Origin of the sequence: Kitasatospora sp. NPDC057692, assembly GCF_042799475.1 — a bacterium.
Lineage (GTDB): Bacteria > Actinomycetota > Actinomycetes > Streptomycetales > Streptomycetaceae > Kitasatospora.
Genome location: NZ_JBHVIV010000036.1, coordinates 1 through 14619, shown reverse-complemented (window position 1 = coordinate 14619; position 14619 = coordinate 1). Strand labels below are relative to the sequence as shown.

Below are 14619 nucleotides of genomic sequence, written 5' to 3'. Positions count from 1 at the left end.
TCCGGTCAGCCGATCCGGTCGGGGCGGGTGTAGACGTTGGCGCCCTCGCCGCGCAGGAAGCCGACCAGGGTCAGGCCCAGCTCCTCGGCGAGGTCCACGGCGAGCGAGGACGGTGCCGAGACGGCGGCCAGCAGCGGCACCCCGGCCAGCGCCGCCTTCTGGGTCAGTTCGAACGAGGCCCGGCCGCTGACCAGCAGCACGTGCCCGGTCAGCGGCAGCCGGCCCGCGCGCAGCGCCCAGCCGACCACCTTGTCCACCGCGTTGTGCCGCCCGACGTCCTCGCGGGCGCAGAGCAGCTCGCCGCTGCGGCCGTCGAACAGTCCGGCGGCGTGCAGGCCGCCGGTGGAGTCGAAGGTCCGCTGGGCGGCGCGCAGCCGGTCCGGCAGCCCGTAGAGCAGTGCGGGCGGGACGGTCAGCGGGTCGTCGCCGACCGGGTGGCGGACGTGGGTGCGCACGGCGTCCACGGTGTCCCGCCCGCACAGGCCGCAGGCGCTGGTGGTGAGCAGGTTGCGGTGCGCGGAGAGCGGCAGGGGCCGGGCGCCGCCGCGCGGCGTCGCGTCGACCACGTTGTAGGTGTTGGCGCCGTTCTCGTCGGTGCCGGCGCAGTAGCGCAGCGCCGCGAGGTCCTCAGCGGTGTGGACGATGCCCTCGCCGACCAGGAAGCCCGCCACCAGGTCGAAGTCCTGGCCGGGGGTTCGCATGGTGACGGTGAGCGGCTCGCCGCCGAGCCGGATCTCCAGCGGCTCCTCGGCGGCCAGCGCGTCCGGCCGGGTGGTGCGCCCGTCCCCGCGCAGCCGCAGCACCCGCCGCCGTGCCGTCGCCCGCGTCATCGCCAGGTCCGCCTCTCCGCCCGCCGCGTCCGGCACCGTGCCGTCCGCCTCCCCACAGAGTGCGCCACCGGACGGGATATCCGAAAATCCAGGTGACCGGTCGGTGCGGTGGCCGACGTTCCACCGCGCCGGGGTGGTTGTCATATCTTCATTCACCTGGTGAGATGGTGTATATGGATATGCACAGTGCTGCGGCCCCCCACGCGCCGCTCGTCCAGGTCGGCAAGGCCGACGTCAGCGCCGAGGACGTGCTGGCCGTCGCCCGGGGGAACGCCCGGGTCGGGATCGGGCCCGACGCGCTCGCCGAGATGGCGGCCGCGCGCGCCCGGATCGACGCCCTGGCCGCCGAACCGCGCCCCGTCTACGGCGTCTCCACCGGCTTCGGCGCCCTCGCCGTGCGGCACATCAGCCCCGAGCTGCGCGCCCAGCTGCAGCGCTCGCTGGTGCGCTCGCACGCCGCCGGGATGGGCCCGGCGGTCGAGCGCGAGGTGGTCCGCGCGCTGATGTTCCTGCGCATGAAGACCCTCGCCAGCGGCCGCACCGGCGTCCGCCCGCTGGTCGCCGAGACGATGGCCGCGATCCTCAACGCCGGGATCACCCCGGTGGTCCGCGAGTTCGGCTCGCTCGGCTGCTCCGGCGACCTCGCGCCGCTCTCCCACTGCGCGCTCGTCCTGATGGGCGAGGGGGTGGCGACCGGCCCCGACGGCGTCGAGAAGCCCGCCGGCGAGCTGCTCGCCGCCGCCGGCATCGAGCCCGTCGAGCTGCTGGAGAAGGAGGGCCTGGCCCTCATCAACGGCACCGACGGCATGCTCGGCATGCTCGTCATGGCCGTCGCGGACCTGCGGCGCCTGTTCACCACCGCCGACATCACCGCCGCGATGACCCTGGAGGCGCTGCTCGGCAGCGACAAGGTGCTCGCCCCCGAGCTGCACGCCCCGATCCGCCCGCACCCCGGGCAGGCGCTGTCGGCCGCCAACATGCTGGCCGTGCTCAAGGGCTCCGGCCTCACCGGCCACCACCAGGACGACGCCCCGCGCGTCCAGGACGCCTACTCGATCCGCTGCGCCCCGCAGGTGGCCGGCGCCGGCCGCGACACCCTCGCGCACGCCCAGCTGGTCGCCTCCCGCGAGCTGGCCGCCTCGGTGGACAACCCGGTGGTGCTGCCGGACGGCCGGGTCGAGTCCAACGGCAACTTCCACGGCGCCCCGGTCGCCTACGTGCTGGACTTCCTCGCCATCGCCGCCGCCGACCTCGGCTCGATCTCCGAGCGCCGCACCGACCGGCTGCTCGACAAGGCCCGCTCGCACGGCCTGCCGGCCTTCCTGGCCGACGACCCGGGCGTGGACTCCGGTCTGATGATCGCCCAGTACACCCAGGCGGCGCTGGTCAGCGAGAACAAGCGGCTCGCCGTTCCGGCCTCGGTCGACTCGATCCCCTCCTCGGCCATGCAGGAGGACCACGTCTCGATGGGCTGGTCCGCCGCCCGCAAGCTGCGCCAGGCGGTGGAGAACCTCGGCCGCATCCTCGCCGTCGAACTCACCGCCGCCGCACGGGCCCTGGAGATCCGGCAGCAGGCCGACGCCAGCGGCGCGCCGGCTCCGGCCACGGCCGCGGCACTGGCCGCCGCCCGCGCCGCCGGGGTGGGCGGCGCCGGGCGCGACCGCTTCCTGTCGCCCGACCTGGAGGCCGCGGCCGCGCTGGTCGCCTCCGGCGAACTGGTGCGGGCGGTCGAGCGGGTCACCGGGCCGCTGGCCTGACGGCCGGCCCGATCGTGCGGAGCGGGTGGGACGGGTGACGGCGGATCGGCGCCCCGGCCTACTCCCACTCGCTCCGCGCGGCCGAGGAGCGGCTCTTCTCCTCGTGGCGCTCGGCCCGGGCGGCCGAGATGTTGACGCCGACGATGCCGCCCCAGCAGACCAGCAGACCCCAGAAGCCGGCGACACCGCCGGAGATGGCCGACAGCGGGATGCCCAGGGCCATCGAGATGATCGGCAGCCGGGTGGCCGAACGGCCGAAGCGGTGCGGCCCGAGCCCGTACCCCGGGTTCGGGCCGTAGGGGCGGCCGGCCTCGGCCGGGGCGCCGTACCCGTCGGCCGGGCCGAGCCGCTCGCTGACCCGGCGCTCCACCCGGGCGTCCAGCCGGGCGTCGAGCCGGGACAGGAAGGAGTCGATGAGCTCCGACTCGTACTCCTTGCCGAGCTCCTTGCGGGCCTGCAGCGTGGCGTCCAGATCGCGTCCCAGGCCGTCCTGGCGAGTGTCCATGGAGACCAGACTGCGCCCGCCGGGGCACGCGGGTCCACCCGTTCGCCGGTATTCAGGGGGGTCTCAGGGGGATTTCAGGGTCACCCCGAGCCCGTGCGCGGCCCGGACGGGGCCGCATCCCGGACATCTCAGCCGTCGTCCCGCCGTACGAGACGTCTTTGCCAGTGGCGGTCCGCTGCTGCACAGTCATCCGAACAGCTCGCATCCGGAGGTACCGCCCCATGACCGCCACCGACGACGCCGGCCCGGTCGGTCCCTCCGCCCGGTTGCTCCAGCTCTTCGAGGGTCACCGGCTCACCCCCACCCAGCGGCGGATCGCGCACTCGCTGGTGCGGCACGCCACCGAGGCGCCGTTCCTCTCCAGCGTCGAGGTCGCCGAACTCGCCGGCGTCAGCCAGCCCTCGGTGACCCGCTTCGCGGTGGCCCTCGGCTACGACGGCTACCCGGCGCTGCGCAAGCAGCTGCGCGAGCTGGGCGCCGGCGAGCCCGCCGCCCCCGAGACCCCGGCCGACGCCGTCCGCAACGAGCACCAGCAGGCCGTCCTCGCCGAGATCGAGCACCTGCGCCACCTCGCCGAACTGCTTGCCGACCCCGAGCCGATCACCCGGGCCGCCCGGCTGCTCGCCGCCTCCCGCCCGCTGCCCGTCCTCGGCCTGCGCGCCGCCTCCGCGCAGGCCCGCGGCTTCGCGTACTTCGCCGCCAAGGTGCACCCGGACGTCCGGCTGCTCGACGAGGGCGGCAGCATGCTCGCCGACCGCCTCGAACAGGCCGCCGCGGCCGGCGCGAGCGTGCTGCTCTGCTTCGCCCTGCCGCGCCACCCGCGCGAGCTGATGGACGCCCTGGCGGTGGCCCGCGAGTGCGGACTGACCGTCATCACCGTGGCCGACAGCGTCTTCGCGCCGGTCGCCAAGCTCTCCGACCTGATGCTGCCGGCCGCCGTCGGCACCGGCCTGGTCTTCGACACGGCCTGCGCGCCGATGATGCTCGGCCGGGTGCTGCTGCAGACCATGTGCGACGAACTCCCGGGCGCCGAGGCGCGGCTGGAGGCCATCGAGCAGTCGGCGGCGGCCCGCGGGCTGTTCCTGGAGTAGCGGTCAGACGGTGAGCGCCCGCCGGATCCGCTCCAGGGTCAGCCGCATGCCGGCCCGGTTGGCGGCCGCCCGCCGCTCCGCCGGGACGCCGGTGAACACCTTGCCGAGCAGCTCGGCGACCGGCGCCCCGCGCCCGGTCCGCAGGTCGCGCCAGTACTCGGTGAGGGTGGTGCCGCCCGCCCCGTCCGGCTCGGCGCGGTAGCCCCACTCGGCGATCGGCAGCCCGAACGACTCCACCCGGAAGACGAACTCGCGGCCGGGCTCGGCCGTCGTCACCCGGCAGGTGGTGAACCAGACGCGGAGCCCGCGCCGGTTGAAGCCGACGAACCGGTCACCGGTCCGTAGCGGTCCCCGGGGGGCCCACACCGCCCGGCACTCGGGGCTCCACTCGCTTGTCCGCCGCACCGTGCTGACGGCGCGGTAGACCGCGGCGGGCTCCGCCGCCAGGCCGATGCTCTCCTCGACGCTCCACTCGCGGTCCATGCCGCCCCTCCCCGTCGACCCCGGCCGGTTCACCGGCTCCGCCGACCGTACCCGCAGGTTGGCGATCCGCCCAGGGCGGGCATCACTCCAGTCAGGGGGTGCCGCCATGCGCGTGATCCACGAGATGAAGTTCGTCGGCCGGCTCGCCTCGGGAGCCGACGAGTGGTCCTGCCCGACCTGCGGACGCCGCGTCACCCTGCGCCGTCTGCCCGACCCCGAACTCACCGTCCTCGACCCGGGCGACGAGACCGTCGTCCACGTCGGCGTGATCGAACCCGACGCCCGCGCCGCCGAGGCCGCCGCACAGTACGGCCTCGGCCCCGTCCAGGAGATCCCCCGCCCGCCCCGCGCCCCCGTCCCCGACGCCGCCGACCGCCGCTGGCTGGAGGAGATCGGCATCCACTGGGACGACGACGCCGCAGCGTGAGGGCGCGGGGATCACATGGTCCCCGCGGTCCTCCCGAGGGTGTGATCGAACCCGGCGAAGAGAAGAGCGGACAAACGCTCACGGATTTCCATGGTCGTGCGGGCGATCTCCTCGTGCACCGAGGCCTTCTCCGCCAGTGTGTCGAGCACGGTGCAGATGTGCTCGGCCTCGTCCGGGGGAGGAACGGCGACAGGGAGCTGTGCCAGGACGGCTACCGAGATGCTCGGGATGCCGACACCCCGGGGGGTCTCCCGCCCGATCCAGGTTCTGGCCTGAGGACTGTTCAGATAGTGCACCAAGTAGCGCCCCAGCTCGGGCGTACGGAGTCGCAGGCGCAGGAGATTGCTGGTGAAGAGCCACTGGGCCTCGGCTTCGGAGACCTGGGCAGCTCGGCCCGGCGAACCGGTGCGTACGCAGAGGATGTCGCCGACCGCGAGCCGGTACCCGGAGACCTTGGTGCTGTCCTCTTCGGGCACATGGGCCAGATCGTGGTGGACGATCTCGCCGCGGTGACCGATGTTCATGGGGCGCAGCAGGGGGATACCGCGCTCGGCGCGATTGGCCGGCGCCGCCAAGTGGCCGGGACCCGAATGGATTTCACAAAGATCACCGAGCAGAGTGCTCGCCCAGCCGGCGGCGGACGGTACTGGCGAGGAGGGCGTCATGTCATTCCGTTCAGCAGCTGCTTGACCTGCTCATCCACATCCTGCGCCTGCCCATGGAGTCGGCGCAGCCGCTCGTACAGCTGCCCGATGTCGGTCAGGACGCTTTCGCGATCCGGGATTTTGTCGTCGGATGGGCGTACGTAGCGGGTGGGCTCGAGCACGAAGTCGTTGTCACGCAGTTCGGCGAACGTGGCCTTGCCGCTGGACCATGTCGCCGTGCGACGACCCTCGAACCCGCGGGGAGCCCGGCGCCAGGAGCGGTACTCGCTGATCACGTCCGTGATGTCCGCATCGGTGAGTGCCCGCAGGGTCCTGGTCACCATGGAACCGGCGTCGTGCGCGTCGAGGAAGAACACATCTGTGGTGCGGTCATCGTTCGGACAGCGCAGCAGCCACAGACTGACCGCCACGCCGGTCGAACTGAAGAGGTTGCGCGGAAGGGCGATCACGGCATCCACGGCACCGGCCTCCAGCAACCGCCCGCGGATGTCCTTCTCCCGGCCTCGGCGGAACGCTGCTCCGTTGGCCATGACGACGACAGCCCTGCCACCGGGGGCCAGGGACTCGACGACGTGCTGGAGCCAGCCCAGATCCGCGTTATGGCGCGGTGGAGCGCCGAAGGGCCAGTCGTACTGGTCGAAACCCGTGCCGTAGCGGGCTCGCATGCTGAACGGCGGGTTGCTGAGGACGAGGTCGTACATCCTGCGGGCGGCTGCGGCCGGCGGGGCGGGGAGATCGTGGTCCAGACGGCTCTTGAACGGAACGTCGTGCAGGCCGAGGTTCAGAGCGGTGACGAACTGGTGGTACTGGATGGGAGTGGAGACGACGGCCTCGTAGGTGGGCGTGAGCCGGGTGCGTGCTCGCGCGAACTCGGTGAGCAGCTCGCCGGAGCGGCAGTACGGGTCATACACCTTCGTCGGAGTCGATTGGTCGGTCGCCAGTTCCACCATGAGCCGTCGTAGCGAGGGCGGGGTGACGAGTTCCGAGCTGCGCGGGCCCTCCCGTTCAGCGGTGACCAGGAGAAGGTGTTCGAAGAGCGCGGCCGCCTGAGCGCGGCTGTCGAGGCTGTTGATGATCCACTCGGCGTGATCCAGCGCGCGGAGGTCGGACTCGCTCAGCTGGTCGTCGAGCCGCATCAGCAGCGAATCGCCGACCGGTCGGGCTTCCTCGGGCAGCAACCGAGAGAACTGGTGAAACCAGTTACGGTCCCAGCGGGCTTCCTGGTATGAGGCTCGCCATTCCTCGGGCATGAGGCCACGGACGAACACGAGGATCAGAAGGATCTGCAGGTATTCGCTCGCCCTCCCGGTCTGTCGCCATGGCTCGAAGGGCGCACCCAACAGCGCGTGCGCCATCTGTGCCGATTGCGCCGCGTCATGTCCGTGTGTCGCCGTGCCGGCTCGGTCGTCGATCGCGGGCAGCTGCACGGAACGGCGGAACCGGTCGCCGTAGGTGGTTCCCGCTGCCTCGCCAGGGAGTAGCGACCGAACCGGAATGACGCGGGTCGACAGCCACGCGGCCACCTCCTGGCCCCGGAACAGCTCGCTGCCCTCGACCGCCACCGGCCGGGGGTAGTCGCTGTGCCGCCGTTCCCAGTTGGTGACGGCGGGCCGCTTCACCCCGGCGTATTCGGCGATCTCCGAGCGGGAGAACAGCGGTTCGGCTGCTTCTGTCATCGGTTCCTCCCTGTCCGTCCGGTCAGAACTGTGGTGTCCGCAGTCCCGCACAGGTGTCCTGACGGTTCTTGAGCACGGTCGGCGTCCGGTCCATCCGCAGGACCTCCTGCGCGAGCTCGGGGTCGAGGGCGCCCAGCAGACGATGGAGGGTGGTGTGGGCGGCTTCGAGGTCGAGGTGGTGGATCGGCTCCTGGTGGCTGATCCGGTTGCGCAGCTCACGCATGCTGTTGAACTGGCCGTGCAGCGAGTCCCGACGCCCGACGCCCCGCGGGAAGGCGCGGTGAAGCGTGGGCACCCAGAACGTCCGGTCATGCCGGCTGGACAGCAGCTTGACCCAGAAGCCGAACGACAGCCCCGCCACGATGTCGTCGGCGGTTGCCGAAGGGCGGCTCCGGTGCACCCGGTCCTGGCGAGCCTTGTCGACCAGCCGGATGCCGTGCGGGTCCAGCGGGGCGGCCGACCACCAGTCCGCGCGGGCGTACTTCTGCCGCAAGGTGTTGTGAAGCGCGTTCCGAAGGGCGACCTCCAGGAACTGCAGCGGCGCGTAGAACGCCCCGGACGCCTCGATGTTCCACCAGTACAGCCGGGAGCCCTCGGCGATGCCGCCGGCGGCCGCAGCGTAGGAGTCGAGTCGCGGCTGCGACAGGCTGCGCAGCATCCAGGGCGTCCACTCGCCGGTGTCCATTGGAGTCCCCCCTGGGATCTTGCGGGACCGTTGAAGCCCCGAGGATGAGTGGTAGTGTCGATCGGGTAAGCCCCGGGTCGCCTCTGAAATCAAGCCGCCCGGGGCACTGCTGTTTCTTGCGCGTCGGCAGCCCCGCGCTCCCGGTGTCCGTGCGGCGTGATCAGCCGCGCGAGCACCTTCCCCGGCACTGGAGACGTTACTGCGTCATCCGCCCGCGATCAAGTGCATTGCGATGAGCTGACTCTTGTTAACCCCTCCTGGGGCTTCAGGGTCGGATGGTCTGCAGGGGGCGGCCGCTGCCGTCGCTCAGCGAGAAGAACGACCACCCATTGCGAGCGCCCGAGACCTTGGGGTTGTGGTGGTTGATGATCGCCCTGGCCGCGGAGCTCGGAGTCCTGTGCGAGGTGCCCTTCAGGGGGCCGGAGATGATGTCCACCCGTCCGGTCGCCGGGTCGAACAGGGCTTCGGTGAGGAAACCCTCGTACTGCGCGTGGATCGCCACGCGCTTGTCGCCCGTCGGCCTGGATTCGGTGGGTGTCGCCTCCCGGGTGTGCACCGGGCTGGCCTCCTGCACCAGTCGGGCGACGACCTGCCCCGGTGTGATCCCGGCCATCCGTGCTGCGAACTCCAGCGCCCTGGCGGTCTGGATGTCGACCTCTACGTGCGGCACTTTTCCCCCTTCGTCGAATCGTGCTCGACTAGAGTAGCAGATGCTTCAGGCAGGACTGGGCAGCACTGGCAATTCTTCAATCTGCTCAGCGTGCAGCCTCTGGCCGGAGGCTGGATGTTTGGATATATTCAGCCGTGTCGATCCTGAATGAATTCATCCGCAAGGAGGCCGGGACATGGTGCAGCAGGCGAGCGGACCCCGTGAGGTGCGGGCGGCGCGGGGGACGGGGCTGACGACGCAGGGGTGGCAGCAGGAGGCGGCCCTGCGGATGCTGATGAACAACCTCGACCCCGAGGTGGCCGAGCACCCGTCGAAGCTGGTCGTGTACGGCGGCACCGGCAAGGCGGCGCGCGACTGGCGGTCCTTCGACGCCATGGTGCGCACGCTGGAGGGGCTCAAGCAGGACGAGACCATGCTGGTGCAGTCCGGGCGGCCGGTGGGCGTCATGCAGACCCACGAGTGGGCGCCGCGGGTGCTGATCGCCAACTCCAACCTGGTCGGCGACTGGGCCAACTGGGAGGAGTTCCGCCGGCTGGAGAGCCTCGGGCTCACCATGTACGGGCAGATGACCGCCGGGTCGTGGATCTACATCGGCACCCAGGGCATCCTCCAGGGCACCTACGAGACCTTCGCCGCCGTCGCCAACAAGCGGTTCGAGGGCACCCTGGAGGGCACCATCACCCTCACCGCCGGCCTCGGCGGCATGGGCGGCGCCCAGCCGCTGGCCGTCACCATGAACGGCGGCGTCGCGATCTGCATCGACTGCGACCCGTCCCGGATCGCCCGCCGGATCGAGCACCGCTACCTGGACGTCGAGGCCAAGGACCTCTCCCACGCGCTGGAGCTCGCCACCGCCGCCCGCGACAAGCGGCAGCCGCTCTCCATCGGCGTGCTCGGCAACGCCGCCGAGCTGGTCCCGCAGCTGCTCGCGATGGACGCGCCGATCGACATCGTCACCGACCAGACCAGCGCCCACGACCCGCTGAGCTACCTGCCGGTCGGCGTCTCCTTCGACGACATGGCGACCTACGCCGCCGAGAAGCCCGCCGAGTTCACCCGGCGTGCCCGCGAGTCGATGGCCCGGCACGTCGAGGCGATGGTCGGCTTCCAGGACCGCGGCGCCGAGGTGTTCGACTACGGCAACTCGATCCGCGGCGAGGCCCAGCTGGCCGGCTACGACCGCGCCTTCGCCTTCCCCGGCTTCGTCCCCGCCTACATCCGCCCGCTGTTCTGCGAGGGCAAGGGCCCGTTCCGCTGGGCGGCGCTCTCCGGCGACCCGCAGGACATCCACAAGACCGACAAGGCCGTCCTCGACCTCTTCCCGGAGAACGAGTCGCTGCACCGCTGGATCAGGATGGCCCAGGAGAAGGTGCACTTCCAGGGGCTGCCGGCGCGGATCTGCTGGCTCGGCTACGGCGAGCGCGACAAGGCCGGCGAGCGGTTCAACGACATGGTGGCGAGCGGCGAGCTCTCCGCGCCGATCGTCATCGGCCGCGACCACCTGGACTGCGGCTCGGTCGCCTCCCCCTACCGGGAGACCGAGGCGATGCTGGACGGCTCCGACGCGATCGCCGACTGGCCGCTGCTCAACGCCATGGTCAACGTCGCCTCCGGCGCGTCCTGGGTCTCCATCCACCACGGCGGCGGCGTCGGCATCGGCCGCTCGATCCACGCCGGGCAGGTCACCGTCGCCGACGGCACCGCGCTGGCCGGAGAGAAGATCCGCCGGGTGCTCACCAACGACCCGGGCATGGGCGTCATCCGGCACGTCGACGCCGGCTACGACCGGGCCGCCGAGGTCGCGGCCGAGCGCGGCGTGCGCGTCCCGATGGGCGAGCTGTGACCGGGCTGACCGCCGGGAGCTTCGAGGAGATGTGGGCGGAGCTGCTCCCCGTGGGCCGCTCCGCCGCGTCCGGCGGCTACCGCCGGTTCGCCTGGAACGCCGCCGACGCCGAGTGCCGCGCCTGGTTCGAGCAGCAGGCCCGCGACCGCGGCCTCGCCTACGAGCTGGACCGCAACGGCAACCAGTGGGCCTGGCTGGGCGATCCGGCGGCCGGCGACGCCGTCGTCACCGGCTCGCACCTGGACTCCGTCCCCGACGGCGGCGCCTTCGACGGCCCGCTCGGGGTGGTGTCCTCCTTCGCGGCGCTCGACGAACTGCGCTCCCGGAACGCGGAGTTCAACAGGCCGCTGGCGATCGTCAACTTCGGCGACGAGGAGGGCGCCCGGTTCGGCGTCGCCTGCATCGGCTCCCGCCTCACCGCCGGGGTGCTGGGCCGGGAGGCCGCGTACGAGCTGCGCGACGCCGACGGCGTCCGGCTGCCCGACGCGATGGAGCGGGCCGGCCAGGACCCGACCGCGATCGGCGCCGACCACGAGCGGCTGGCCCGGATCGGCGCCTTCGTCGAACTCCACGTCGAGCAGGGCCGCCACCTCGCCGAGCACCGGCCGGTCGGCGTCGCCTCGGCGATCTGGCCGCACGGCCGCTGGCGGTTCGACTTCCACGGCGAGGCCAACCACGCCGGCACCACCCGGATCGAGGACCGCCGCGACCCGATGCTGACCTACGCCACCACCGTGCTCGCCGCCCGCAAGAAGGCACGGCTCGCGGGCGCGCTGGCCACCTTCGGCAAGGTCGCCGTCGAACCCAACGGCACCAACGCGATCGCCTCCCTGGTCCGCGGCTGGCTGGACTCCCGGGCGGCCGACGAGCCCACCCTCGCCGCGCTGGTCGCGGAGATCGAGCGCGCCGCCGCCGAGCGCGGCGAGCGCGACGGCGTCCGGGTCGAGCTGACCCGCGAGTCGTACACCCCGGTGGTCGACTTCGACGGCCCGCTGCGCGACCGCCTCGCCGCCGTGCTGGGCGGCGCCCCCGTGCTGCCCACCGGCGCGGGACACGACGCCGGAATCCTGGCATCGGCCGTGCCGACCGCCATGCTGTTCGTGCGGAACCCGAGCGGCGTCTCGCACTCCCCGGCGGAGCACGCCGAGACCGCCGACTGCCTGGCCGGCGTCGCCGCCCTCGCCGACGTACTGGAGGACCTGGCGTGTCACTAGGCCGTGCCGGAGGCACGCAGACGACGACCTTCTGGGCGCAGTACGCCTGGCTGCCGCACGTCAACGGGCCGGTGGTCGAACAGGACGTCCTGATCAACACCGGCGCCGGCGGCAAGATCGCCAAGGTGCAGCCGGACAGCGGACCCTGCCCGCCCGGCGCCGTCCGGCTGGAGGGCCTGCTGCTGCCGGGCCAGGCCAACGCGCACTCGCACGCCTTCCACCGGGCGCTGCGCGGCCACGTCCAGGTCGGCTTCGGTACCTTCTGGACCTGGCGCGACACCATGTACCGGTTCGCCGGCGCGCTCGACCCGGACCGCTACCTGGCGCTCGCCACCGCCGTCTACGCGGAGATGGCGCTCGCCGGGATCACCGCCGTCGGCGAGTTCCACTACCTGCACCACGCGCCCGGCGGCGTCCGCTACGACGACCCCAACGCGATGGGCGAGGCGCTGATCGAGGCCGCCGCCCGGGCCGGTGTCCGGATCACCCTGCTCGACACCTGTTACCTCTCCTCCGGCTTCGGCGCCGAGCCGGCCAAGCCGCAGCTGCGGTTCAGCGACGGCGACGCCGAGGCCTGGGCCGAGCGGGCCGCCGCGCTGCGCCCGCGCGAGCACGCCCGGATCGGCGCCGCCGTGCACTCGGTGCGCGCCGTGCCCGCCGAGCAGCTCGGCACCGTCGCCCACTGGGCGGCGATGCGCGAGGCCCCGCTGCACGTCCACCTCTCGGAGCAGACCGCCGAGAACGACGCCTGCCTCGCCGCGCACGGCGTCACCCCGACCCGGCTGCTCGCCGACCACGGGGTGCTCGGCCCGCGGACCTCGGCCGTGCACGCCACCCACCTCACCGAGGAGGACGTCAAGCTGCTCACCGACTCCTCCACCACCGTCTGCATGTGCCCCACCACCGAGCGGGACCTCGCCGACGGCATCGGCCCGGCCCGGCAGCTGGCCTCCGGCGGCTGCCCGGTCACCCTCGGCAGCGACAGCCACGCCGTCATCGACCCGTTCGAGGAGGCCCGGGCGCTGGAGCTGGACGAGCGGCTGCGCACCCGCACCCGCGGCCACTGGACGGCGAACGCGCTGCTGCGGGCCGGGACCGAGGACGGCCACGCCTCGCTCGGCTGGCCCGAGGCCGGGCGGATCGAGGCGGGCGCGCTGGCCGACTTCACGGTCATCGCGCTGGACTCGGTGCGCACCGCCGGTCCCGCGCCGCGGCTCGGCGCGGAGATCGCGGTGTTCGCGGCCTCGGCGGCGGACGTGCGGCACGTGGTGGTCGGCGGGCGGCAGGTCGTCCGGGACGGCGTGCACCTGCTGGTGCCGGACGTGCCGGGCGCGCTGAGGTCCTCGATCGACGCCCTGAGCTGCTGAGACGCTGCTTCCCGAGCTCTCCGGGCCCCGGAGCTCCCCGGCCCCCGAGCTCCCCGAGTCCCCCCGAAAGGCATGACGTGACCTCCCCGAGCATCCCGAGCACGCTGATCACCGGCATCGGCACGCTGGTCACCAACAACCCCGCGGACGGGACCGGGCCGCTCGGCCTGCTCACCGACGCGGCGGTGGTGATCGACGGCGACACCGTCGCCTGGGTCGGACCGGCCGCCGAGGCGCCCGCCGCCGACGAGCGGTTCGACGCGGCGGGCCGCGCCCTGCTGCCCGGCTTCGTCGACTCGCACGCCCACCTGGTGTTCGCGGGCGACCGCACCGCCGAGTTCAACGCCCGGATGTCCGGGCAGTCCTACTCGGCGGGCGGCATCCGCACCACGGTGGCCGCCACCCGGGCCGCCGCCGACGCCGAGCTCGACGCCAACCTGGCCCGGCTGGTGCGCGAGGCGCTGCGCCAGGGCACCACGCTGGTCGAGTGCAAGTCCGGCTACGGGCTCACCGTGGAGGACGAGTCCCGGGCCCTGCGGATCGCCTCCTCGTACACGCCGGAGACCACCTACCTGGGCGCGCACGTGGTGGCCCCGGAGTTCGCGGACGACCCGGCCGGCTACGTCGAGCTGGTCACCGGCCCGATGCTGGACGCCTGCGCGCCGTACGCCCGCTGGGTGGACGTGTTCTGCGAGAAGGGCGCCTTCGACGGCGACCAGGCGCGGGCGATCCTCAGCGCCGGGGCGGCGCGCGGGCTGACGCCCCGGGTGCACGCCAACCAGCTGACCTACGGTCCGGGCGTGCAGCTGGCCGTCGAGCTGGGAGCGGCCTCGGCCGACCACTGCACCCACCTGACCGACGAGGACGTGGCCGCGCTGGCCGGCTCCTCGACGGTGGCGACGCTGCTGCCGGGCGCCGAGTTCTCCACCCGCGCGGTCTACCCGGACGCGCGCCGGCTGCTGGACGCGGGGGCGGTGGTGGCGCTCTCCACCGACTGCAACCCGGGTTCCAGCTTCACGAGCTCGATGGCGTTCTGCATCGCGGTGGCGGTGCGCGAGATGGGCATGACGCCGGACGAGGCGGTGTGGGCGGCGACGGCGGGCGGCGCCCGGGCGCTGCGGCGCACGGACGTCGGCACGGTGACGGTGGGCGCCCGGGCGGACCTTCAGCTGCTGGACGCGCCCTCGCACGTGCACCTGGCCTACCGGCCGGGCGTGCCGCTGACCGCGGCGGTCTGGCGGGCGGGCGTGCGCGAGGTCTGAGCCGGAGCGGGGTCCGAGCCGAGCGGGGCCGGGGCGGGGGCGGGGGGGGGTGTGGGCCCCGCCCCCCCCCCCGCGCCGCGCGCGACCCCCCCCCCCCGGCTCGTATTAAAAAAAACCAGCCCACCAGACACAAGAACAACGCGG

14 protein-coding genes are annotated in these 14619 nt (G+C 73.0%); 7 read left to right on the top strand and 7 right to left on the bottom strand.

Annotated elements, in window-relative coordinates:
• Positions 1 to 5 precede the first annotated feature (5 nt).
• On the bottom strand, positions 6 to 830 hold the full coding sequence (gene fdhD / locus ACFVFS_RS21035; RefSeq protein ID WP_380626111.1) for a formate dehydrogenase accessory sulfurtransferase FdhD: 825 nt from the start codon (positions 828 to 830) through the stop codon (positions 6 to 8).
• A gap of 179 nt (positions 831 to 1009) precedes the next feature.
• Between fdhD and hutH the strand changes: the two genes are divergently transcribed.
• On the top strand, positions 1010 to 2587 hold the full coding sequence (hutH, locus tag ACFVFS_RS21030; protein ID WP_380626175.1) for a histidine ammonia-lyase: 1578 nt from the start codon (positions 1010 to 1012) through the stop codon (positions 2585 to 2587).
• Positions 2588 to 2645: 58 nt separating this feature from the next.
• On the opposite strand, the gene ACFVFS_RS21025 is transcribed toward hutH, so the two are convergent.
• Positions 2646 to 3092, bottom strand: a complete 447-nt coding sequence (locus ACFVFS_RS21025; protein WP_380626110.1) for a hypothetical protein — start codon at positions 3090 to 3092, stop codon at positions 2646 to 2648.
• 221 nt (positions 3093 to 3313) lie between these two features.
• Here ACFVFS_RS21025 and ACFVFS_RS21020 point away from each other — a divergent pair, with 221 nt between their 5' ends.
• Complete coding sequence (locus tag ACFVFS_RS21020) at positions 3314 to 4183, top strand: MurR/RpiR family transcriptional regulator (protein ID WP_376095389.1); 870 nt, start codon at positions 3314 to 3316, stop codon at positions 4181 to 4183.
• Between the two features lie 3 nt (positions 4184 to 4186).
• Here ACFVFS_RS21020 and ACFVFS_RS21015 read toward each other — a convergent pair whose 3' ends face one another.
• Positions 4187 to 4666, bottom strand: a complete 480-nt coding sequence (locus tag ACFVFS_RS21015; RefSeq protein ID WP_380626109.1) for an SRPBCC family protein — start codon at positions 4664 to 4666, stop codon at positions 4187 to 4189.
• 106 nt (positions 4667 to 4772) lie between these two features.
• Between ACFVFS_RS21015 and ACFVFS_RS21010 the strand changes: the two genes are divergently transcribed.
• A complete protein-coding gene (locus tag ACFVFS_RS21010; protein WP_380626108.1) occupies positions 4773 to 5093 on the top strand; it encodes a hypothetical protein in 321 nt (106 codons plus the stop codon).
• A gap of 11 nt (positions 5094 to 5104) precedes the next feature.
• Here the strand turns inward: ACFVFS_RS21010 and ACFVFS_RS21005 are convergent, their stop codons facing one another.
• The 4 genes from ACFVFS_RS21005 to ACFVFS_RS20990 all read right to left on the bottom strand — a co-directional run bounded on the left by ACFVFS_RS21005 (position 5105) and on the right by ACFVFS_RS20990 (position 8789).
• Entirely contained in the window at positions 5105 to 5758 is a 654-nt protein-coding gene (locus ACFVFS_RS21005; RefSeq protein WP_380626107.1) for a restriction endonuclease subunit S, read from the bottom strand.
• Positions 5755 to 7434 carry an N-6 DNA methylase gene (locus ACFVFS_RS21000; protein WP_380626106.1) on the bottom strand — a complete coding sequence of 560 codons (1680 nt, stop codon included), beginning with the start codon at positions 7432 to 7434 and terminating at the stop codon, positions 5755 to 5757. Before ACFVFS_RS21000 ends, ACFVFS_RS21005 begins: the two co-directional genes overlap by 4 nt.
• Before the next feature lie 22 nt (positions 7435 to 7456).
• On the bottom strand, positions 7457 to 8119 hold the full coding sequence (locus ACFVFS_RS20995; protein ID WP_380626105.1) for a hypothetical protein: 663 nt from the start codon (positions 8117 to 8119) through the stop codon (positions 7457 to 7459).
• A gap of 265 nt (positions 8120 to 8384) precedes the next feature.
• Positions 8385 to 8789: a hypothetical protein gene (locus tag ACFVFS_RS20990; RefSeq protein ID WP_380626104.1), complete on the bottom strand. Its 405-nt coding sequence runs from the start codon at positions 8787 to 8789 to the stop codon at positions 8385 to 8387.
• Positions 8790 to 8964: 175 nt separating this feature from the next.
• On the opposite strand from ACFVFS_RS20990, the gene hutU reads away from it, so the two are divergent.
• From hutU to hutI, 4 genes are all read left to right on the top strand, one after another.
• Positions 8965 to 10632: a urocanate hydratase gene (gene hutU / locus ACFVFS_RS20985; RefSeq protein WP_380626103.1), complete on the top strand. Its 1668-nt coding sequence runs from the start codon at positions 8965 to 8967 to the stop codon at positions 10630 to 10632.
• A 29-nt stretch (positions 10633 to 10661) separates the two neighbouring features.
• On the top strand, positions 10662 to 11846 hold the full coding sequence (locus ACFVFS_RS20980) for an allantoate amidohydrolase (protein ID WP_380626174.1): 1185 nt from the start codon (positions 10662 to 10664) through the stop codon (positions 11844 to 11846).
• The gene (locus tag ACFVFS_RS20975; protein WP_380626102.1) at positions 11837 to 13213 is read left to right on the top strand and encodes a formimidoylglutamate deiminase; all 1377 of its coding nucleotides are present in this window, start codon (positions 11837 to 11839) and stop codon (positions 13211 to 13213) included. The genes ACFVFS_RS20980 and ACFVFS_RS20975 overlap by 10 nt, the downstream gene beginning before the upstream one ends.
• 92 nt (positions 13214 to 13305) lie before the next feature.
• The gene (gene hutI / locus ACFVFS_RS20970; RefSeq protein ID WP_380626173.1) at positions 13306 to 14475 is read left to right on the top strand and encodes an imidazolonepropionase; all 1170 of its coding nucleotides are present in this window, start codon (positions 13306 to 13308) and stop codon (positions 14473 to 14475) included.
• The last annotated feature ends 144 nt before the right edge of the window (positions 14476 to 14619 follow it).